Origin of the sequence: Moheibacter lacus (assembly GCF_014042165.1) — a bacterium.
Classification (GTDB): domain Bacteria; phylum Bacteroidota; class Bacteroidia; order Flavobacteriales; family Weeksellaceae; genus Moheibacter; species Moheibacter lacus.
Genome location: NZ_JACDZE010000003.1, coordinates 41,400 through 60,793, shown reverse-complemented (window position 1 = coordinate 60,793; position 19,394 = coordinate 41,400). Strand labels below are relative to the sequence as shown.

26 protein-coding genes are annotated in these 19,394 nt (G+C 37.1%); 6 read left to right on the top strand and 20 right to left on the bottom strand.

The genetic code is table 11. The annotated features are described in order from the left end of the window. Window positions 1-95: 95 nt before the first annotated feature. Window positions 96-1,295 carry a glycine C-acetyltransferase gene (gene kbl / locus HU137_RS09775; protein ID WP_182043666.1) on the bottom strand — a complete coding sequence of 400 codons (1,200 nt, stop codon included), beginning with the start codon at window positions 1,293-1,295 and terminating at the stop codon, window positions 96-98. A gap of 166 nt (window positions 1,296-1,461) precedes the next feature. Here kbl and HU137_RS09770 point away from each other — a divergent pair, with 166 nt between their 5' ends. From HU137_RS09770 to HU137_RS09760, 3 genes are all read left to right on the top strand, one after another. After that, complete coding sequence (locus HU137_RS09770; RefSeq protein ID WP_182043665.1) at window positions 1,462-2,598, top strand: amidohydrolase; 1,137 nt, start codon at window positions 1,462-1,464, stop codon at window positions 2,596-2,598. After that, window positions 2,588-3,748, top strand: a complete 1,161-nt coding sequence (gene alr, locus HU137_RS09765; protein ID WP_182043664.1) for an alanine racemase — start codon at window positions 2,588-2,590, stop codon at window positions 3,746-3,748. Before HU137_RS09770 ends, alr begins: the two co-directional genes overlap by 11 nt. 62 nt (window positions 3,749-3,810) lie before the next feature. Continuing rightward, complete coding sequence (locus tag HU137_RS09760; protein ID WP_182043663.1) at window positions 3,811-4,302, top strand: GNAT family N-acetyltransferase; 492 nt, start codon at window positions 3,811-3,813, stop codon at window positions 4,300-4,302. 111 nt (window positions 4,303-4,413) lie between these two features. On the opposite strand, the gene rpsN is transcribed toward HU137_RS09760, so the two are convergent. From rpsN to HU137_RS09675, 17 genes are all read right to left on the bottom strand, one after another. Next, window positions 4,414-4,683: a 30S ribosomal protein S14 gene (gene rpsN / locus HU137_RS09755; protein ID WP_182043662.1), complete on the bottom strand. Its 270-nt coding sequence runs from the start codon at window positions 4,681-4,683 to the stop codon at window positions 4,414-4,416. Window position 4,684: 1 nt separating this feature from the next. After that, window positions 4,685-5,251, bottom strand: coding sequence for a 50S ribosomal protein L5 (gene rplE / locus HU137_RS09750; protein WP_182043661.1), 567 nt, complete (start codon window positions 5,249-5,251; stop codon window positions 4,685-4,687). Between the two features lie 2 nt (window positions 5,252-5,253). After that, a complete protein-coding gene (gene rplX, locus HU137_RS09745) occupies window positions 5,254-5,565 on the bottom strand; it encodes a 50S ribosomal protein L24 (RefSeq protein WP_220457213.1) in 312 nt (103 codons plus the stop codon). A 12-nt stretch (window positions 5,566-5,577) separates the two neighbouring features. After that, complete coding sequence (gene rplN / locus HU137_RS09740; RefSeq protein ID WP_182043660.1) at window positions 5,578-5,946, bottom strand: 50S ribosomal protein L14; 369 nt, start codon at window positions 5,944-5,946, stop codon at window positions 5,578-5,580. 1 nt (window position 5,947) lies between these two features. Continuing rightward, window positions 5,948-6,202 (bottom strand): 30S ribosomal protein S17, encoded by a 255-nt coding sequence (gene rpsQ, locus HU137_RS09735; RefSeq protein ID WP_182043659.1) that lies wholly within the window; start codon window positions 6,200-6,202, stop codon window positions 5,948-5,950. 13 nt (window positions 6,203-6,215) lie between these two features. Beyond that, complete coding sequence (rpmC, locus tag HU137_RS09730) at window positions 6,216-6,395, bottom strand: 50S ribosomal protein L29 (RefSeq protein WP_220457212.1); 180 nt, start codon at window positions 6,393-6,395, stop codon at window positions 6,216-6,218. 28 nt (window positions 6,396-6,423) lie between these two features. Next, window positions 6,424-6,843 (bottom strand): 50S ribosomal protein L16, encoded by a 420-nt coding sequence (gene rplP, locus HU137_RS09725; RefSeq protein ID WP_182043657.1) that lies wholly within the window; start codon window positions 6,841-6,843, stop codon window positions 6,424-6,426. Window positions 6,844-6,873: 30 nt separating this feature from the next. After that, on the bottom strand, window positions 6,874-7,593 hold the full coding sequence (rpsC, locus tag HU137_RS09720; RefSeq protein ID WP_182043656.1) for a 30S ribosomal protein S3: 720 nt from the start codon (window positions 7,591-7,593) through the stop codon (window positions 6,874-6,876). A 1-nt stretch (window position 7,594) separates the two neighbouring features. Then, window positions 7,595-8,017: a 50S ribosomal protein L22 gene (gene rplV / locus HU137_RS09715; protein ID WP_182043655.1), complete on the bottom strand. Its 423-nt coding sequence runs from the start codon at window positions 8,015-8,017 to the stop codon at window positions 7,595-7,597. A 7-nt stretch (window positions 8,018-8,024) separates the two neighbouring features. Next, window positions 8,025-8,303: a 30S ribosomal protein S19 gene (gene rpsS / locus HU137_RS09710; protein WP_182043654.1), complete on the bottom strand. Its 279-nt coding sequence runs from the start codon at window positions 8,301-8,303 to the stop codon at window positions 8,025-8,027. A 3-nt stretch (window positions 8,304-8,306) separates the two neighbouring features. Continuing rightward, on the bottom strand, window positions 8,307-9,128 hold the full coding sequence (gene rplB, locus HU137_RS09705; RefSeq protein ID WP_182043653.1) for a 50S ribosomal protein L2: 822 nt from the start codon (window positions 9,126-9,128) through the stop codon (window positions 8,307-8,309). Between the two features lie 33 nt (window positions 9,129-9,161). Continuing rightward, the gene (gene rplW, locus HU137_RS09700; protein ID WP_182043652.1) at window positions 9,162-9,446 is read right to left on the bottom strand and encodes a 50S ribosomal protein L23; all 285 of its coding nucleotides are present in this window, start codon (window positions 9,444-9,446) and stop codon (window positions 9,162-9,164) included. Window positions 9,447-9,457: 11 nt separating this feature from the next. Then, entirely contained in the window at window positions 9,458-10,087 is a 630-nt protein-coding gene (gene rplD / locus HU137_RS09695; RefSeq protein ID WP_182043651.1) for a 50S ribosomal protein L4, read from the bottom strand. Further along, window positions 10,078-10,704 (bottom strand): 50S ribosomal protein L3, encoded by a 627-nt coding sequence (rplC, locus tag HU137_RS09690; RefSeq protein WP_182043650.1) that lies wholly within the window; start codon window positions 10,702-10,704, stop codon window positions 10,078-10,080. Before rplC ends, rplD begins: the two co-directional genes overlap by 10 nt. A gap of 594 nt (window positions 10,705-11,298) precedes the next feature. Further along, window positions 11,299-11,658 (bottom strand): helix-turn-helix domain-containing protein, encoded by a 360-nt coding sequence (locus tag HU137_RS09685; protein WP_182043649.1) that lies wholly within the window; start codon window positions 11,656-11,658, stop codon window positions 11,299-11,301. Continuing rightward, window positions 11,636-11,953 carry a type II toxin-antitoxin system HigB family toxin gene (locus tag HU137_RS09680; RefSeq protein WP_182043648.1) on the bottom strand — a complete coding sequence of 106 codons (318 nt, stop codon included), beginning with the start codon at window positions 11,951-11,953 and terminating at the stop codon, window positions 11,636-11,638. Before HU137_RS09680 ends, HU137_RS09685 begins: the two co-directional genes overlap by 23 nt. Before the next feature lie 295 nt (window positions 11,954-12,248). Beyond that, window positions 12,249-12,497, bottom strand: a complete 249-nt coding sequence (locus HU137_RS09675) for a hypothetical protein (protein WP_182043647.1) — start codon at window positions 12,495-12,497, stop codon at window positions 12,249-12,251. Window positions 12,498-12,758: 261 nt separating this feature from the next. Here HU137_RS09675 and HU137_RS09670 point away from each other — a divergent pair, with 261 nt between their 5' ends. From HU137_RS09670 to HU137_RS09660, 3 genes are all read left to right on the top strand, one after another. Beyond that, entirely contained in the window at window positions 12,759-14,462 is a 1,704-nt protein-coding gene (locus HU137_RS09670) for a sensor histidine kinase (protein WP_182043646.1), read from the top strand. Continuing rightward, window positions 14,459-15,109, top strand: a complete 651-nt coding sequence (locus HU137_RS09665; protein ID WP_182043645.1) for a response regulator — start codon at window positions 14,459-14,461, stop codon at window positions 15,107-15,109. Before HU137_RS09670 ends, HU137_RS09665 begins: the two co-directional genes overlap by 4 nt. 111 nt (window positions 15,110-15,220) lie before the next feature. Further along, entirely contained in the window at window positions 15,221-16,606 is a 1,386-nt protein-coding gene (locus HU137_RS09660) for a glycosyltransferase (RefSeq protein WP_182043644.1), read from the top strand. Window positions 16,607-16,951: 345 nt separating this feature from the next. Here HU137_RS09660 and rpsJ read toward each other — a convergent pair whose 3' ends face one another. Continuing rightward, window positions 16,952-17,257 (bottom strand): 30S ribosomal protein S10, encoded by a 306-nt coding sequence (rpsJ, locus tag HU137_RS09655; RefSeq protein ID WP_182043643.1) that lies wholly within the window; start codon window positions 17,255-17,257, stop codon window positions 16,952-16,954. Between the two features lie 10 nt (window positions 17,258-17,267). Beyond that, window positions 17,268-19,394, bottom strand: coding sequence for an elongation factor G (gene fusA, locus HU137_RS09650; RefSeq protein ID WP_182043642.1), 2,127 nt, complete (start codon window positions 19,392-19,394; stop codon window positions 17,268-17,270).

Here is a 19,394-nt window from a genome sequence, read left to right as displayed (position 1 = left end):
CTCGAAAATTGCTCAAATTTTCGCAGAAAAAAACCTTGCCAGATTTTACTCAAGACAAGGTTCATTTATAAATTGAAATTTTTAATTCTAAATAATTAAGCAATCACACCCAACTCCTTTCCTACTTTGGTAAAGGCTGCAATGGCTTTGTCCAACTGTTCTTGGGTATGCGCTGCTGAAAGTTGTACTCGGATTCTGGCTTTGTCTCTTGGAACTACCGGAAAGAAAAATCCGATCACATAAATTCCTTCTGACAATAATTTCTCCGCCATATTTTGAGATAGTTTTGCATCGTACAACATTACCGGAACAATCGCCGCATCACCATCCGGAATGTCAAATCCGGCAGCTTTCATATTCTTTCGGAAATAATCGGCATTTTCCATCACACGGTCACGAAGTGAAGTATCGGCCTCCAAAATGTCAAAAACTTTCAAAGCCGCACCCACGATTCCTGGTGCCAAAGAATTGGAAAACAAATAAGGACGTGATTTTTGACGCAGCATTTCGATGACTTCTTTTTTGGCTGAAGTAAATCCGCCCATCGCACCGCCCAATGCTTTTCCAAGTGTTGAAGTGATGATATCCACTCTTCCCATTACTTCGTTGTGCTCATGCGTTCCGCGCCCGGTTTTTCCGATGAATCCCGTGGCATGGCTATCGTCCACCATCACCAAAGCATCATATTTATCTGCCAAATCGCAAACGCCTTTTAAATTGGCAACGATTCCATCCATCGAGAAAACACCATCGGTCACAATGATTTTGAAGCGGTGATTTTTTTCAGAAGCGGCTATCAATTGCGCTTCCAAATCTTCCATATTGTTGTTTTTGTATCGGTACCGAGCTGCTTTACAAAGCCGAACTCCATCGATGATGGATGCATGATTCAATTCGTCTGAAATGATTGCATCTTCTTCGGTAAACAAAGGTTCAAAAACACCACCATTGGCATCAAAAGCTGCGGCATACAAAATCGTATCTTCCATTCCGAGGAATTTGGAAATTCTGGCTTCTAATTCTTTGTGGATGTCTTGTGTACCACAAATGAAACGTACAGAAGACATTCCATATCCTCTATTATCCAAAGTTTCTTGCGAAGCTTTAATGATTTCAGCATTATCTGAAAGTCCCAAATAATTATTGGCACAAAAATTTAAAAGTTTACTTCCGTTTTGCAAAGTAATTTCTGCGGCTTGATGAGAAGCTATGATGCGCTCTCTTTTAAATAATCCTTGGTTTTCTAAATCGGTCAATTGACTTTTTAAATGCTCTTGGAATGTTTTGCTGTACATATTTCTTTGTTTCAAGTTTAATTTTATAGTTTCAAGTTGTTTGAAACCGAGGAACAAATATAAATCTTTTGAATGGATGATTAAGTATCGAAAACTATGGTTTCATTTATGAATTCAATTCAAAAAATTGTGTCAAAACCAAACAATTCAATTAATTTGTAAGCATATGGAGAAATTAGCTGAAGAATTACAAAAAATACGTCGGGATTTGCATCAGAATTACGCTGAACTTTCAACTCAGGAATTCAGAACCTGCCAAAGAATCCAAGAACTTTTAAAAAACCTCAAAAGAACCAAAGTTTTCCCTATTGGGAAAACGGGTGTGATGGCTGTTTTTGAAGGAAAAGAAAAAGGCAAAACGATCATGCTACGTGCGGACACAGATGCATTACCCATAGAGGAAACCAATGATTTTGCACATCGATCCATCGACCCAAATGTTTCTCATAAATGTGGCCATGACGGACATACCACCATCATGATTGGCGTGGCTGAAATGCTCGAAAAAAATCCAATAAACAAAGGAAAAATTATTTTGCTTTGGCAACCGGCAGAGGAAAATGGAATGGGTGCAAAAGCGGTTTTAGAAGATCCTCAATTTGAAAATTTAAAGCCCGACATGGTGTTTGCTTTGCATAATTTACCTGGTTTTCCGCTTCATAAAATCCTGTATAAGGATGGTGCTTTTACAGCAAATGTTAAAAGTTTGATCTTTGATTTTCATGGTAAAACAGCTCATGCCGCAGAGCCTGAGCATGGTTTTAATCCGGCTTTTGCGATGGCTGAAATTCTAGAAAAATCTAAAAACCTAACCCATAATCGGCCCCAAGATGAAAACTTTTTCCTCATCACACCGGTTTATGCAGATTTAGGGACAAAGGATTATGGTATTTCTGCCGGAAAAGGGAGTTTGCACCTGACCATCCGTTCATGGTCGCCACAACTTTTTGATCAATTGACTAATGAATTAATTGAATTTGCAGCGCAAATTTCGGAGCGAAATAATTTAAAATTGGCTATTTCATGGACACAAGAATTTCTATCCAATCAAAATGATAAAAAAGCAGTTGAAATCATCCAAAAATCAGCAGAAGAATTAAATTTGAACCATCAAAAAATTAAAGATCCTTTTAAATGGGGCGAAGATTTCGGACTATTTACGCAAAAGATTCCGGGTGCGATGTTTGGAATCGGTTCAGGTGAGAATTGCCCGGCGCTTCACAATCCAGATTATGATTTTCCGGATGAAATTACGCTAACAGCTTCCAAAATGTTCTACCAAATTTTAAAAAATGCAATATAAACCGGAATCCACTTCCTGGATAGAAATTTCGAAATCGGCTTTACAACAAAATATTTCATTCATTCAAAACGCAATTCCAAAAAATACCGTTTTTTCAGCAGTATTAAAAGGGAATGCTTATGGTCATGGCATAGAGATTTATGCACCTCTTGCATATGAATGCGGCGTTCGGCACTTCAGTGTTTTCAGTGCTGATGAAGCTTATAAACTTCTGGAATCAGTACATGGCGATTATAAAATCATGATCATGGGAAGTCTCAATCAAGACGAAATCCGATGGGCGATAGAACATCAAATCGAATTTTATATCCCAAATTTTGAAACACTAGAAAGTACCATTAAAGTAGTTCAGAAAATCAATTTAACAGCGAAAATTCATCTGGAATTTGAGACCGGAATGAACAGAACCGGATTCCCAATTTCTGATTTTAAAAGGATTATTTCGATGATTGAGCAATCAAAACTCATCGAAATCGAAGGTGTTTGTACGCATTTGGCAGGATCTGAAAGCATTGCAAATTATAAACGAATCAAAGATCAGATTCAGAAATTTCAGAAACTAAAAAAGAAATTCGAAAATTTAGAAAGTCATACGCCTACATTCCATATCGCATGCTCAGCAGCGGTTTTGCGCTATCCTAAATATGTTTTTGACATGGTGAGAGTTGGGATTTTACAATATGGTTTTTTTCCCAATAATGAAACTTACATCCATCATTATCTAAAAAATCCGGATCAAAAAAATCCATTGAAACGCGTGATTTCATGGAAAAGTAAAATCATCGAAACCAAAACGGTAAAAGCAGGAGAATTTGTTGGTTACGGCATGAGTTATTATACCAATATTCAGACAAAAATCGCCATAGTACCCATCGGGTATGCTTATGGATACAATAGAAATTTGAGTAATCAAGGAAAAGCATTGGTCCGAGGCTTAAAAGTAGATGTCATCGGAACCGTTAACATGAATATGATGACACTCGATGTGACGCACCTTACTGATGTGAAAATAGGCGATGAAGTGGTTTTAATCGGAGAGCAAGATGAGCAATCCATTTCTGTGGCTTCTTTTAGTGAAAATAGCAATCAATTGAATTATGAACTATTGGCAAGGCTTCCTAAGGACATCAAAAGGAAAGTAGTAGATTAATACTCACCTAATTTCAATCCTTATTTTTAACTATTCATAACCTTGTCTCAATTCAATTTTATATGAAAATAATCAAAATTCAATCCCGAGAAATTCCTATTGTTCAACAGTTAGCAAGAGAAATCTGGGAAGAGCATTACCTCAAAATCCTTTCACAAGAACAAATCGACTATATGTTGGATTTGTTTTATTCGGAAGAAAAAATCAATTCAGAACTGGAGGAAGGAATTGTTTGGGAATTGCTTTGGGATGGAGAAAATCCGATTGGTTATTTGGTTTGTAAAATTGAAACTGAGAAAATATATATTTCGAAAATTTATTTGAAAGCGGAAACCCGTGGTAAAGGTTTAGGGAAATTATTGTTGAATCGCGCCAAAGAATTGGCGAAGCACCATCAAAAAAAATCAATCTATTTAAATGTGAACAAATACAATGTGGATTCGATTGCTTTTTATGAACGAAATGGTTTCACGAAAGTGGATGAAGGAGTTTTTGACATCGGGAATGGGTATGTTATGGACGATTTTATTTTGGAGTTGGTCTTAACCTATTAAAATATGCCCATCAAAAAATCCAATCCCTTTTCAGAGATTGGATTTTGTATTTTGAGATTTTTATTCATTCCTCAATTTCGAGAACCTCAATTCACGGAATGAAAGAAAATCTTACCAGCTCGCTTTTTTCACACCTGGGATAAGACCGTTATTAGCCATTTCACGGAAAGTAACACGTGAAATACCAAACGTTCTCATGTATCCTCTAGGACGACCTGTCAATTTGCAACGATTGTGCAAACGTACAGGAGAAGCATTTTTTGGTAATTTTTGAAGTGCTTCAAAGTCACCAGCTTCTTTAAGGGCTTTACGTTTTGCAGCATATTTTGCTACTAACGCTTCTCTTTTGCGCTCACGCGCTTTCATTGATTCTTTAGCCATCTTATTTTGTGTCTTTTTTAAATGGTAAACCGAATTTTTCTAACAAAGCTTTTGCTTCTTTATCTGTGTTGGCAGACGTTACAAAGGTAATATCCATCCCTTGGATTTTCTTCACTTTGTCGATGTTGATTTCAGGGAAGATAATCTGTTCTGTAATACCCAAATTGTAATTTCCTCTACCGTCAAATCCTTTTGCGCTGATTCCGTTAAAATCACGGATACGTGGCAATGAAGAAGAAACCAAACGATCTAAAAATTCGTACATCTGTACGCCTCTTAAGGTAACTTTTGCACCGATAGGCATTCCTTTACGTAATTTAAAGGCAGCTTCGTCTTTCTTAGAAACGGTTCCAACTGCTTTTTGACCGGAAATAAGTGTCATTTCCTCTACTGCATAATCTACCACTTTTTTGTCAGCAGTCGCTGCACCTAAACCTTGTGATAAAACGATTTTCTGCAATTTCGGAACTTGCATTACTGAAGTGTATGAAAACTCTTCTTTCAATGCAGGAACAATTTCCTCTTTGTATTTAACTTGCGGACGCGGTTTGTATGTACTTGTACTCATAATTAAATTTCTTTACCGGTTTTCTTAGCAATTCTCACTTTCTTACCATCTTTCACTTCGTAACCCACTTTTGTCGGTTTACCGTTGCTGTCTACCAAGGCCAATTTGCTTACGTAAATCGGCGCTTCGGTTTCTACAATTCCTCCTTGAGGGTTTTCTGCGTTGGGTTTGGTGTGTTTTTTAATTTTGTTCACACCTTCTACGATAGCTTTTCCTTTTTCAGGGTATACTTTCAAAACAGAACCTTTAGTTCCTTTTGAAGAACCTGAAAGAACCACTACCTTGTCCCCTTTTTTAATTTTCAATTTTGTCATTGTCATTAAATTTTAAAGCACCTCAGGAGCCAGTGATACGATTTTCATATATTCCTTGTCACGCAATTCTCTTGCTACAGGTCCAAATACACGTGTTCCTCTCATTTCGCCTTGGGCGTTAAGCAAAACACATGCATTATCATCAAAACGGATGTAAGATCCGTCTTTACGTCTAACTTCTTTTTTGGTACGAACGACTACTGCTTTTGAAACGGTTCCTTTTTTCGCGTTTCCTGCCGGCGTAGCTTCCTTGATCGCTACTACGATTTTGTCTCCGACAGAAGCATAACGTCTTTTGGTACCACCCAAAACACGGATAACCAAGGCCTCACGAGCCCCTGTGTTATCTGCTACTTTTAATCTTGATTCTTGCTGTAACATATTACTTCGCTCTTTCTATGATTTCTACTAATCTCCAACGTTTGTTTTTACTCAACGGACGAGTCTCCATGATGCGAACTGTATCGCCCTCGTTGCACTCGTTTTGTTCGTCGTGTGCCGTATATTTCTTGGTTTTCTTCACGAACTTCCCATAGAATGGGTGTTTTTGTTTGTACGTTTCAGAAACCACGATGGTTTTTTCCATTTTATTACTGGAAACTATACCGATTCTTTCTTTTCTTAAATTTCTTTCCATCTTGTGACCGTTTTTACTGTTGAGCTAATTTTTGGTTCAACACTGTTGACAATCTCGCAATCGTTTTACGAGATGCACGTATAGACAAAGGACTTTCTAACTGAGACACTTTGTGGCTTACTTTCAATTTCGCATAGTTATCTTTTTCTTGCGCAATTTGCGCTTTGATATCTTCTACGCTCATTTCATTCATATCTGAAATTTTCATATTCTTTCTGATTTTATGCCGAGTAATCTCTAGCGATGATGAACTTTGTTTTTACGGGAAGTTTCTGAGCTGCTAAACGCAAAGCTTCAGTTGCTACTTCTTGAGGTACCCCTCCTACTTCGAAAATGATTCTTCCCGGTTGTACTGGAGCTACCCAATATTCAGGTGCACCTTTACCTTTACCCATACGAACCTCTGCAGGTTTTTTGGTAATTGGTTTATCTGGAAAGATTTTGATCCATAATTGACCTTCACGTTTCATAAAACGTGTTGCCGCGATACGAGCTGCTTCTATCTGACGTGCAGTAATGAATGCTTCGTCTAACGATTTGATCCCGAATGTCCCATAGGCAAGTTCTGCACCTCTTTTGGTGTTTCCCTTCATTTTGCCTTTCTGGGTTTTTCTAAATTTCGTTCTTTTCGGTGATAACATTTCTTCTAATCTTTAATCTGTTAAACTAAATTAACGCGTTTGTCTTTTTCTATCGCCACCTCTACCTTCCGGTTTCTTTTTGCCTTGCTTTTTCTGCAAACCAACTAGTGGAGACAATTCGCGTTTACCATATACTTCTCCTTTCATGATCCAAACTTTGATCCCCATACGTCCATAAGTCGTATGTGCTTCACCTACGTGATAATCAATGTCTGCTCTGAAAGTTGACAAAGGAATTCGTCCGTCTTTGTAAGACTCTGAACGTGCCATCTCTGCACCGTTCAAACGTCCTGAAATCTGAACTTTTATTCCTTCTGCATTCATTCTCATCGCCGCTGCGATTGCCATTTTGATCGCTCTTCTATAAGAAATACGATTTTCAATCTGACGTGCGATGCTATCTGCTACTAAAACAGCGTCTAATTCAGGTCTTTTGATTTCGAAGATGTTGATTTGAACCTCCTTTCCGGTGATTTTTTTCAACTCTTCTTTTAATTTATCAACTTCCTGTCCGCCTTTTCCGATAATAATTCCGGGACGAGCTGTCGTAACGGTCACGGTAATCAGTTTCAATGTACGCTCGATGTAAATACGAGAGATGCCCGCTTTTGAAAGACGTGCTTTCAAATATTCACGGATCTTTGCATCTTCTGCAATTTTATCACCGTAGTCATTTCCACCGTACCAGTTTGAGTCCCATCCTCTGATGATCCCTAAACGATTTCCGATTGGATTAGTCTTCTGTCCCATATTATTTCTTATCTTCTGCTTTAACTTTATCTTCTTTTGTTCCTAAAACGATAGTCACGTGATTGGAACGTTTTCTGATTCTGTGCGCTCTACCTTGAGGAGCTGTACGGATTCTTTTCAATTGACGTGCGCTGTCTACTGTGATTGTTTTCACAAAAAGCCCTGCTTCTTCAACATCTGCATCTTCGTTTTTCGCTTGCCAGTTAGCAATCGCACTCAATAACAATTTCTCCAAACGGTCAGAAGCATGTTGTTTTGAAAATTTCAAAATCGCCAAAGCTTTCTGAACTTCTTCTCCACGGATGATATCTGCTACCAATCTCATTTTACGAGGTGAAGTAGGAACATTGTTCAATTTCGCGAAAGCAATACTCTTGTTTGCTTCCTGAATTTTTTCGTTGCTGATTCTTTTTCTAGATCCCATCGCCTACTTATTTTTTACCTTTGTTTTTTGCACCTGCGTGCCCTCTAAATGTACGAGTTGGAGCAAATTCCCCCAATTTATGTCCTACCATGTTCTCAGTTACATATACCGGAATGAATTGTTTCCCGTTATGAACCGCAATTGTCTGTCCTACAAAGTCAGGTGAAATCATGGAAGCTCTTGACCAAGTTTTGATCACATTTTTCTTTCCAGATTCTACGTTTAACTGAACTTTTTTGTCTAATTTATAATGGATAAAAGGTCCTTTCTTTAATGAACGTGCCATAGCTTATTTCTTTCTCTTTTCAACGATATACTTGTTAGACGCTTTTTTCTTCGATCTGGTTTTGTAACCTTTTGAAGGCATACCATTTCTAGAACGAGGAATACCACCGGTAGCACGTCCTTCACCACCACCCATCGGGTGATCAACCGGGTTCATCACCATCGGTCTTGTTCTCGGACGACGTCCTTTCCATCTGCTTCTACCTGCTTTACCGGAAACGGTTAACTGATGATCTGAGTTGGAAACCACTCCAATCGTCGCTTTACATTCCGTTAAAATCATACGGCTTTCACCACTTGGCAATTTGATCGTTGCATATTTTCCGTCTCTTGCTACTAACTGTGCATAAGATCCGGCACTACGCGCCATCAAAGCTCCTTGACCTGGTCGCAACTCGATACATGAAATCACAGTACCCAATGGGATATTTTTCAATTTCATCGTGTTTCCTACCTCTGGAGCAACATTGTCTCCAGACTCGATAGTCTGACCTTTTTTCAATCCATTTTGAGCAATCACATATCGCTTTTCACCATCTGCATAGGAGATCAATGCGATGAATGCAGTTCGGTTAGGGTCATACTGAATTGACTCTACCGTTGCAACGCCTTCACGATCTCTTTTGAAATCGATGATACGATAGCTTTGCTTGTGTCCACCCCCAATGTAGCGCATGGTCATTTTACCGGAATGGTTACGACCACCACTTTTCTTTTTCCCAACCGTAAGAGATTTCTCCGGTTTTACTGACTCAACGTTGTCAAAATTGTTTACAATTCTGAACCGTTGGCCGGGAGTGATAGGTTTTAATTTTCTAACTGACATTATTCTAAATTTGAATTTTGAATTCTAAATTAATTAACTAAACAAGTCGATTTCTTGTCCTTCTGCTACGTGGATGATCGCTTTTTTCAACTTATTGGTTTTCCCAACTTGAAGTCCTGTTTTGGTATAACGAGACTTAACTTGAGGAGCTGAAATCATCGTGCTCACTTTGGTAACATTTACGCCATATGCCTTCTCAACTGCTTCTTTGATCTGCAATTTATTGGCTTTTGGGTTGACATAAAACGAATACTGGCTCAAAACTTCACTTGAGTTTGTCGCCTTTTCTGAGATTACGGGTCTGATTAAAATTGACATATCTTTTCGTTTTATTTACTTAAATTTTCTTGAACTTGTGCCAAAGAACCTTCTAGGAAAACAACTTCAGATGCATTGATCAAATCATATACATTCAATTCTGAATTGTTCACTACTTTGGTTTTTTGCAAATTACGTGATGACAAATACACATTTTCATTTGCTCCACCCAACACAAAAAGTGTTTTTTTGGTTTCCAAACCTAATGCTTTCAACACTTCGATGAAATCTTTTGTTTTTGGCGCTTCGAAATTGAAGTCTTCCAAAACCTTGATTTCATTGTCTTTCAATTTCTGACTCAATACTGAACGTTTCGCCAATTTCTTTTGGGCTTTGTTCAATTTGAAATCATAATTTCTAGGTCTTGGTCCGAAAACACGTCCACCACCTCTGAAAACCGGAGATTTAGCAGAACCTGCACGAGCGGTACCTGTACCTTTTTGTTTCTTGATCTTACGTGTAGATTTTGCAATCTCTGCACGCTCTTTTGCTTTATGTGTTCCTTGACGTTGTGCTGCCAAGTATTGTTTCACTTCCAAATAAACAGTATGCTCACTTGGTTCGATGCCGAAAATCGCATCATCTAAAGAAACTTTCTTTCCGGTTTCTTTTCCACTGATGTTTAATACTGCTACTTCCATCTTCTGATAATTACGTATGAATTTTTAGGACCTGGAACGGCACCTTTTACGATCAAAAGGTTTTGTTCGTTGTCTACTTTTACTACATTCAAATTCTGTACGGTAACGTTTTTACCTCCCATTCTTCCCGCCATACGCATTCCTTTGAATACACGTGAAGGGTCAGATCCGGCTCCGATAGATCCCGGCGCTCTTAAACGGTTGTGCTGACCATGGGTAGCTTGTCCAACTCCACCAAATCCGTGACGTTTTACAACCCCTTGAAATCCTTTACCTTTGGAAACACCTGTAATGTCTACATATTCGCCTTCAGCAAATAAATCAACGGTTACCTCTTTTCCTAATTCCAAATTATCTACGAAATCTCCGTAGAATTCCACCAACTTTCTCTTTGGTGTAGTTCCCGCTTTTTTGAAATGACCTTTCAAAGCAGCAGAAGTGTTCTTCTCTTTTGCGTCATCGAAACCAAGCTGAACGGACTTATAACCGTCTTTCTCCTCGGTTCTGACCTGTGTTACGACGCAGGGACCGGCTTGGATGATGGTACACGGGATGTTTTTCCCGTTCTCATCGAACAAGCTCGTCATGGCAATTTTCTTTCCAATGATTCCTGACATTTTTTACTAATTTTAATTTTAAATTTCTCGCTCTTTATAAGGGTTTCAGCTTAACTATCTGTGAAATAGGCAGAATCCTCCCCTAAAAAAGAGTGTGCAAATGTAGTGATTATTTATTACGACACAAATTTTATGTAAGTATTTTTTAGAGAAGTTTTTAGGGAATTTTAGGTTTGGGGAAGGAAGAATTGCAACTAATTGATTTTAAGGATTTTTAAAGTTTTGCTTCAAAATCAAAATCTAGAAATTTTTCTTCAACTTAAAAACGTAAGTAAAAGTTGGAAATGGATGATTCATCTGAAATACTTTTTCGTTGCAAACGATGGTGAAGATAGTCAGTCGTTTCCGCTTCGCTCAAACGAGCGCGACTTGGGTTGTAAACAAAATAAAAATTAGTTTTGTTTTCAGTTATTTAAAATCTTCTTTTCAAGCTCCGAACTATTTACCCTCACCCCGAAAACCAAGGCGATCCCGATGGCGCGGATTTGCAATCCGTGCATAATATCTAAATATCAAGACCACCCGATAGCGCGGATTTGCAATCCGTGATCATTCCCCTGATCATTCAAAATTGAATGGTGTGAATCATATATTTCAATACTCCTGAATCAAAACTTCCGCAGGAATATTTAGTTTTTCATTTAATTTACGGATCATCGTAAGGCTAAGTTTTCTTTTACCTGAAAGAATTTCTGATTTACGCGAACGCGCACCCAATATTTTAATTAATTCGGTTTCCGATAAATTCATTTGGTCTAAACGAAATTTAATCGCTTCCAAAGGATTGGGTTGCGGAACCGGATAATGTTCATTTTCATATTCCTTAATAAGAATAGAAAGAATTTCCAATTCGTCAGAATCCTTTGAATCCGGCTTTATTTCTTTCTGCATCAATTCATAAACCCTTTCCAGCGTTTGCTCATATTGTTGCTCATTTTTTATAGGTCTTAACATAACTTATCTGTTTAGCATCAATTTTATCATATCCTTTATGCGTTCCAAACCCAACTACAAAAACAATTTTAAGTCTGTATTCTATATCGACAATCAATCGATAATTATTTCCATGAATATTGAAAACTACTCTTTTATCATTTAAAATCGAAGCATTTCTATATTGTGCTTTCAATTCATTAGGATTGTTCCACTCTGCAGATTCTGCTTCTTCGTACCAAGAAAGTAAGGGTTGTTCCGCTTGCGGAAATTCATTCCAATAATCCTTCAAAGTTTTAACTGCAATTATCCGCATACGCAAATATAAGAATTGTTACCAAATTGGTTACAAATAATTGGGGTTATTTATTCCACAAAAATCCGATGTCACGGATTTCCAAGTCATTGCAAATGCAGCAGAGCGAAATGACGCAATTTCATTCACCATCATAAGATTGATTCCTGCCTCGCAATGACAATTCAATGACAAAAATATTCACCCTTTTTAGACAAGTTTTCAATTTTCAAGGAATTGAGCCTGATTTATACTGAAAAGATCTTCCAGATTTTAGAAACCTGAAAGGTCTTTAAATATTCATCAAATATTTCCTTTACGACTCATTCACCAAACGGTTTCGTTTCATCTCAAATGCTTCAATAGCTTCTTTGATGATGTCGAAAGATTGACTAGCGTGCTCCATAATTTTATCGAGTTCTTTGTCCAAATCTTCGGATTTAATGTCAAACAAATTGACTTCGACTTGTCCGATTTTTTCGATTAAACTTTGTTGAGTATTTTGAATGTCTTCCATTTTGGTCAAAACAGCATTCATGATGTCGATTTTTTCTTGTGTATCCATGTTTCAAATTTTAATTTGTCTAAAAACTTGCAATATTCAAGCCTCAAAATGATAAAGAAATCCTAAAATTCTAAATGAAATCTAAGACCTATCCATGAACTCAATTTTGCCAAATGGCAATTTCTTAACAATTCATTCTTGAATAAATTTGTAGTTTTGAAAGGCGTTTCCGAATAAAAAACACCTCAAAAACCATCTAATCAACTTATAATGAATACCATTTGAATATAGAAAACAATTTGTTTGTCGTTAAATTGATTCATGATTATTAATACCAAATACAGACAGCCCATTCATTATGCATTGATTGCATCTATCGTTCTGATTCAGATTGTCATTCTCCTTTTTTTCTACAATGAATATTTCAATGAAAAGAAATTGACCGCCATTGAAAATCAAATCAAAGAAATGCGGGTGTTAAAATCACTGACTGATGATTCAAGAAAAGAATTGGTCCATGCGCAAATTAACCTTCAAAAATTCATCACGGATCAAGACAAAGATTTTCTAGAAGCTTATTTTACTTCTTTGCGAAATCTTTCGGGAAACATCGACAGCATTAACACCTATAGAAATTCTGAACATTCGTTTCAAAATTCAAAAGACAGTTTGGATGCATTATCCAAATTAAAAGATTTTGAAAATTTAATTGAAGAAACCTACCAAACAGCCCAAAAACCAATTCCTCAAAAAGAGAATCTGAAAATCGATAAAGTCGTAATCAAAGAACAACCTTCAGAAGTGGACGTTGAAGTTTACTATGTGGCGGATAGTACAACGGAAAAAAAGAAATTTTTCCCAAGAATCAAAGATGCGATTTCGGGAAATGTTGATGTGAAAAGAGATACGACCTTTGTTATTGCCAAATACAATAATGCAATTGACACGACACAAGTCCAATCTGATTTTGACAGTACGGTCAATGTCATCAACGATCATTACCAAAAGGAATTGAAAAAATATGAACGCCATATTTCGACTATCGATACAAAAAACAAAAATCTTTATCATAATTATGACAACCTTATCGTCCTGAGCAATGATCTCATGGGCATTTATGACAAAAAAGTAGAGGATTTCAGCTCCAGTTTATTTCAACAATATGAAGAACAAAATTCGTTGAACAACAAAATCAGAAGATACGCTGTACTGGGATTGATGGTGTTGATGTTCTTTGTTTTGGCTTTATTGATTTACACGACCAAATTGACTTTTTTGTATGAAAAAGAACTGAAAACTGCCAATCGAAAAATCAATGAAAACCTGAATTTCAAAAATCGGATCATAGGGATGCTCAGTCATGAGTTGCGTGCTCCACTTAAGATCATCAATATTTTCACACAAAGAATTAGGAAAAAAACAGATGATGAAAAGACGCTAGAATATTTAAAATCCATAGAATTCACCAATAATTCTCTGTTGATCCAATCCAATCAAATCCTTGAATACGCCAAAAATCAAGAAAAGAAAGTCGAACTAAAAAACAGTCGATTTAATTTGAATGAAGAAGTCAGTGCGATTTTAAATATGTTCGATCCTTATATCGAATCCAGAAACAATGCTTTTATAATTCAGAATGATATTCCTTCTGAAATCTATGTCCATTCAGATCGAATTAAAATCCATCAATTGTTCATCAACCTTTTGGGGAATGCCAATAAGTTTACAGAAAACGGGAAAATTGAAGTTCTTGCTCATTCTCGAGTTGAAAATGATCAAAAAATAAAACTTCATGTCCAAATTTCCGACAGCGGTATAGGCATTTCAAAATCCGATTTGGACAAAATATTTGAACCCTATTTTCAAGGTATCGTCTCAAATGACATCAAAAACCTCGGAGCCGGATTGGGGTTGAGTTTATGTAAGGAAATCGTTCAGCTGTACGATGGAAAGATTTCTGCAGAAAGTGAGCCCGGAAAAGGAACAAATCTTATTTTTGAAATCAATTTAAATAGGGTAACATGATTTCTTCAGCGGAAAATTCTCTAAAAATCTTATTGGCAGACGACCATATGATCGTACGTCAAGGCATGCAATTGATCATCGAGGATCTGGTTGAAAAACATGAGATTTTCACCGCTTCAAGTTTGGAACAAATTCATCAACAAATTCAAAATCACATATTTGACATTGCAATTTTGGATGCTCAACTTCAAGATGGAAACATCTTAACGGTACTTCCTGAAATTAAAAAAATGCAACCTGATGTAAAAATCATGGTTTTCACGAGTTTTGAAGAAGAAAATTACGCTTTAAAATTCATCCAAGCCGGAGCAGATGGTTATTTGAGTAAATTAAGTGAGGAATCAGAAATTACAAAAGCAGTATCTGAATTGATCGCAAACGGAAAGTACTACTCCCCTTTTACAAAAAAATTAATGGAAGTCGCCTCTTATGACCAAAACTTCCTCAATCCGCTGAATCGCTTATCTGAACGCGAATTACAAATCGCAGAAATGTATGCAAAAGGAGCTGGAAACCTTGAGATTGCTAATGAATTAGATTTGAAGCAAAACACGGTCAGTACGTTTAAAAAGCGCATTTTTGAAAAGTTAAGAATTGATTCTTTGGTTGAATTGATCGAATTGATGCGGATCCATCATTCGATCTGAATCCATTTTTGTAGAATTAATTCGACAAGATCTTCGACAAACATCGAAGCCTATTTTTAAGGATTGGTTCAATTTTCTCATTTCTTTGTGATGTACGTAAATCACGAGAAAATGGAAAAAAGCCTTACAAACAACAGAGAGTTTTCAGAAAGAAAAAATTGGTTTTCATTAAACAAATTAAAGGATTTAAGCAGGAGAGATTTAGGGATTTTAATCGGTGTTCAGGTATTGATGCTGACTGCCATTTTTATCTTCACCAATTTCCGACTTCATTTTGAAGCACTTCATTTTGAAAGAATGGAAACCCTAGCTGGTCAGATTTTGGTTTATTCGCTATTGGCGATGTTGGTATTTCAATTGTTCTTTTTGGGATATATCGTTTTTCTATATTTCAAATATAAGGCCGTCCAATCCGTATCAGATGAAGCACTTCCAACTTGTACGATCATCGTACCGGCTTATAACGAAGGAAAATTGGTTTATGATACTTTAATCAGCATTTCGGAAAGTAATTTCCCAAAGGAAAAAATGGAAATCATCGCTGTAGATGATGGTAGTAAAGATGACACATGGTACTGGATCAATAAAGCAAATGCTGATTTGAATTATAGTCTGACTGTGTATAAACAACCTAAAAATAAGGGGAAACGTCATGCGCTGTACAGAGGGTTTACTACCGGAAGCGGAGAAATATTCATTACAATCGACAGTGATTCTGTGGTAGAAAAAGATACGATTAGAAATTTAGTGAGTCCGTTTGTGGTCAATAAAAATTGCGGTGGTGTAGCCGGAAATGTAAAAGTGCTCAATAAGCAACAAGGGATCATCCCTAAAATGCTGAATGTCAGTTTTGTATTTAGTTTTGAATTTGTGCGTGCAGCGCAGAGTTCTTTGGGATTTGTCCTGTGTACGCCAGGAGCATTGTCAGCCTATAAAAGAGAAGCGGTTATGTATGCTTTGGAAGATTGGATCGAACAAAGGTTTTTGGGAAATTATGCTACCATCGGAGAAGACCGTGCGATGACCAATATGATTTTAAAACAAGGTTATGAGGTTCAATTTCAGCGAAATGCCAATGTCCTGACCAACACGCCAACAGGATTTAAAACCCTTCATAAAATGTTCACACGTTGGGGAAGAAGCAATGTCAGAGAAACTTTGGCGATGAATCAATTTGTATTTAAAAATTTCAGAGAGAAAAATAAATCTGGAGCAAGGTTAGTATTTATCAACCAATGGATGACCTTGATCCTGGCTATCCCAATGGTCGTTTTGATGTTTTATTTCTTTTTTACGCATCCTTTTTTGTATTTGACTTCAGCATTGGTCGGAACCTTTATTTTCTCCAGCATTCAGATGTTATTCTTTACAAAAAAATACAATTTCATAGAAGCGCTTTGGGCCTATCCATACAGTGTTTTCTATATGTTTGCACTTTTTTGGATTTATCCATTTTCTATTCTAACTGTAAAAAACGGCGGCTGGCTAACCCGATAGAACAAAGATATTTGCCTTATGGTGAATTGTTAATTAATGAGAATAAAACCGGCTTAATGTCGGTTTTATTTTTATTTCAATTTGGCGAATATCCATTTTTAATCAAAAAAATTAAGTCGCTGAATTGGCTGATAACTAATTGTACCCCTAGTAAATATTATGGTTTTAAATAAGAATTCTGCAGGAATAAACTTTTTCTTTTAAAACAATATAGATTATTTAGCAATGCAAAATGAAGTCTATTCCTCAGACATTTTCAAGATTGCTTCGTGCCTCGCAATGAAGAAAAACAATAAAAAATCCGCCCTTTTGAGGCGGATCATATATCGAAATTCGTGTTTATAACTACACTTTGATTTCTACTTCTACTCCACTTGGAAGTTCTAGTTTCATAAGAGCATCAACTGTTTTGGATGATGAACTATAGATGTCCAACAATCTTTTGTGAGCACTCAATTGAAACTGCTCGCGCGCTTTTTTGTTTACGTGCGGTGATCTCAACACAGTAAAAATTCTTTTGTTGGTTGGCAATGGAATTGGACCATTAACAACTGCTCCAGTCGATTTTACTGTTTTTACGATTTTCTCAGCAGATTTGTCTACCAAATTATGATCGTAAGACTTTAGTTTTATTCTGATTTTTTGACTCATTTCTTAGAAATTAAACAGTTGCACCTTTTGCTTTTGAAATTACTTCCTCTGCGATGTTAGTCGGAGCCGGCTCATAGTGATCAAACTCCATCGTTGAAGTTGCACGACCAGATGTCAGCGTACGTAAAGAAGTTACATAACCAAACATTTCTGAAAGTGGAACATAAGCTTTAACAACTTTAGAACCTGCTCTATCATCCATTCCGGTTACTGTACCTCTTCTTCTGTTCAAGTCACCTACTACATCACCCATGTTTTCTTCTGGAGTTAAAACTTCCAATTTCATGATTGGCTCAAGGATAACTGCTTTTGCTGCACGAGCTGCTTCTTTGTATCCTAATTTTGCTGCCAACTCAAACGATAATTGGTCAGAGTCAACCGGGTGGAAAGATCCGTCTTTCAAAGTAACTTTCATCGAATCCATTTCGTATCCGGCCAAAGGACCATTTTTCATAGCCGCTTTAAATCCTTTCTCGATAGATGGAACATATTCTTTTGGTACGTTACCTCCTTTGATTTCAGAAACGAACTCCAATCCAACTTTTCCTTCATCTGCAGGTCCGATTTCAAATACGATGTCGGCAAATTTACCACGACCACCGGTTTGTTTTTTGTAAACCTCACGGTGATTGGCGTTTTGAGAAAATGCCTCTTTGTATTCTACTTGCGGTTGACCTTGGTTAACCTCCACTTTGAATTCGCGACGCATACGATCTACGATGATATCCAAGTGTAACTCACCCATTCCGGAAATGATCGTTTGACCAGAAGCTTCGTCAGTTCTTACGGTAAAAGTTGGATCTTCTTCAGCCAATTTAGCCAAAGCCATACCCATTTTATCCATATCTGCTTTCGTTTTTGGCTCAACAGCGATACCGATTACAGGATCTGGGAAGTTCATACTTTCCAATACGATTGGATGTTTTTCATCACAAAGCGTATCTCCTGTTTTGATATCTTTAAATCCTACTGCCGCTCCAATATCTCCTGCTTCAATTCTTTCGATTGGCTCTTGTTTGTTTGCGTGCATTTGGAAGATACGAGAAATTCTCTCTTTGTTTCCTGAACGAGTGTTCAAAACATAAGAACCTGCATCCAATCCTCCTGAATAAGCTCTAAAGAATGCCAAACGACCTACGAATGGGTCAGTTGCAATCTTAAATGCCAAAGCTGAAAAAGGCTCTGATACAGATGGCTTACGAACAATTGGTTCTTCAGTATCTGGATTTGTTCCTTCAATCGCTTCTTTATCCATCGGAGATGGTAAATAACGACAAACACCATCCAACATGAACTGAACACCTTTGTTTTTAAATGAAGAACCACAAGTCATTGGGATGATAGACATATCCAATGTAGCAGCACGCAAAGCGTTGTTGATTTCTTCTTCTGTAATTGAGTCCGGATCCTCCATGTACTTTTCTAAAAGTCCATCGTCATATCCCGCAACTTCTTCAATCAATTTCCCTCTATAAAGATTAACTTCTTCTAACATATCTTCCGGAATCGGAACGATATCGAAAGTTGATCCGTAATTTTCATCGTGCCATACGATCGCACGGTTTTTAATCAAATCAACTACTCCTTTGAAATCAGCTTCTTCACCGATTGGCAAAACGATAGGAACCGCATTAGAACCTAACATATCTTTTACTTGTTGACAAACTTTCAAAAAGTCAGAACCTTGTCTGTCCATTTTGTTTACAAATCCCATACGAGGAACTTTGTAATTATCTGCCAATCTCCAGTTGGTTTCAGATTGTGGCTCTACTCCGTCTACCGCAGAAAACAAAAACACCAATCCATCCAAAACACGTAAAGAACGGTTTACCTCAACGGTAAAATCCACGTGGCCGGGAGTATCGATAATGTTAAAATGATAGTCTTTTGCATCTGGAAGTGGCTTACCTTGTTCAGTTGGAAATTTCCAATCAACAGTTACGGCTGCAGAAGTAATGGTAATTCCTCTTTCTGCTTCTTGTTCCATCCAGTCAGTAGTAGAAGCTCCTTCGTGCGTTTCTCCTATCTTGTGATTTTTCCCTGAATAAAATAAGATACGTTCAGTCGTTGTGGTCTTTCCTGCATCAATGTGTGCAGCAATCCCGATATTTCTTGTATATTTTAAATCTCTTGCCAT

Coding starts and splice junctions, on each gene's coding strand:
- kbl (WP_182043666.1), bottom strand. CDS start 1,295: ATGTACAGCAAAACATTCCAAGAGCATTTAAAAAGTCAATTGACCGAT.
- HU137_RS09770 (WP_182043665.1), top strand. CDS start 1,462: ATGGAGAAATTAGCTGAAGAATTACAAAAAATACGTCGGGATTTGCAT.
- alr (WP_182043664.1), top strand. CDS start 2,588: ATGCAATATAAACCGGAATCCACTTCCTGGATAGAAATTTCGAAATCG.
- HU137_RS09760 (WP_182043663.1), top strand. CDS start 3,811: ATGAAAATAATCAAAATTCAATCCCGAGAAATTCCTATTGTTCAACAG.
- rpsN (WP_182043662.1), bottom strand. CDS start 4,683: ATGGCTAAAGAATCAATGAAAGCGCGTGAGCGCAAAAGAGAAGCGTTA.
- rplE (WP_182043661.1), bottom strand. CDS start 5,251: ATGAGTACAAGTACATACAAACCGCGTCCGCAAGTTAAATACAAAGAG.
- rplX (WP_220457213.1), bottom strand. CDS start 5,565: ATGACAAAATTGAAAATTAAAAAAGGGGACAAGGTAGTGGTTCTTTCA.
- rplN (WP_182043660.1), bottom strand. CDS start 5,946: ATGTTACAGCAAGAATCAAGATTAAAAGTAGCAGATAACACAGGGGCT.
- rpsQ (WP_182043659.1), bottom strand. CDS start 6,202: ATGGAAAGAAATTTAAGAAAAGAAAGAATCGGTATAGTTTCCAGTAAT.
- rpmC (WP_220457212.1), bottom strand. CDS start 6,395: ATGAATGAAATGAGCGTAGAAGATATCAAAGCGCAAATTGCGCAAGAA.
- rplP (WP_182043657.1), bottom strand. CDS start 6,843: ATGTTATCACCGAAAAGAACGAAATTTAGAAAAACCCAGAAAGGCAAA.
- rpsC (WP_182043656.1), bottom strand. CDS start 7,593: ATGGGACAGAAGACTAATCCAATCGGAAATCGTTTAGGGATCATCAGA.
- rplV (WP_182043655.1), bottom strand. CDS start 8,017: ATGGGATCTAGAAAAAGAATCAGCAACGAAAAAATTCAGGAAGCAAAC.
- rpsS (WP_182043654.1), bottom strand. CDS start 8,303: ATGGCACGTTCATTAAAGAAAGGACCTTTTATCCATTATAAATTAGAC.
- rplB (WP_182043653.1), bottom strand. CDS start 9,128: ATGTCAGTTAGAAAATTAAAACCTATCACTCCCGGCCAACGGTTCAGA.
- rplW (WP_182043652.1), bottom strand. CDS start 9,446: ATGTCAATTTTAATCAGACCCGTAATCTCAGAAAAGGCGACAAACTCA.
- rplD (WP_182043651.1), bottom strand. CDS start 10,087: ATGGAAGTAGCAGTATTAAACATCAGTGGAAAAGAAACCGGAAAGAAA.
- rplC (WP_182043650.1), bottom strand. CDS start 10,704: ATGTCAGGAATCATTGGAAAGAAAATTGCCATGACGAGCTTGTTCGAT.
- HU137_RS09685 (WP_182043649.1), bottom strand. CDS start 11,658: ATGTTAAGACCTATAAAAAATGAGCAACAATATGAGCAAACGCTGGAA.
- HU137_RS09680 (WP_182043648.1), bottom strand. CDS start 11,953: ATGCGGATAATTGCAGTTAAAACTTTGAAGGATTATTGGAATGAATTT.
- HU137_RS09675 (WP_182043647.1), bottom strand. CDS start 12,497: ATGGATACACAAGAAAAAATCGACATCATGAATGCTGTTTTGACCAAA.
- HU137_RS09670 (WP_182043646.1), top strand. CDS start 12,759: ATGATTATTAATACCAAATACAGACAGCCCATTCATTATGCATTGATT.
- HU137_RS09665 (WP_182043645.1), top strand. CDS start 14,459: ATGATTTCTTCAGCGGAAAATTCTCTAAAAATCTTATTGGCAGACGAC.
- HU137_RS09660 (WP_182043644.1), top strand. CDS start 15,221: ATGGAAAAAAGCCTTACAAACAACAGAGAGTTTTCAGAAAGAAAAAAT.
- rpsJ (WP_182043643.1), bottom strand. CDS start 17,257: ATGAGTCAAAAAATCAGAATAAAACTAAAGTCTTACGATCATAATTTG.
- fusA (WP_182043642.1), bottom strand. CDS start 19,394: ATGGCAAGAGATTTAAAATATACAAGAAATATCGGGATTGCTGCACAC.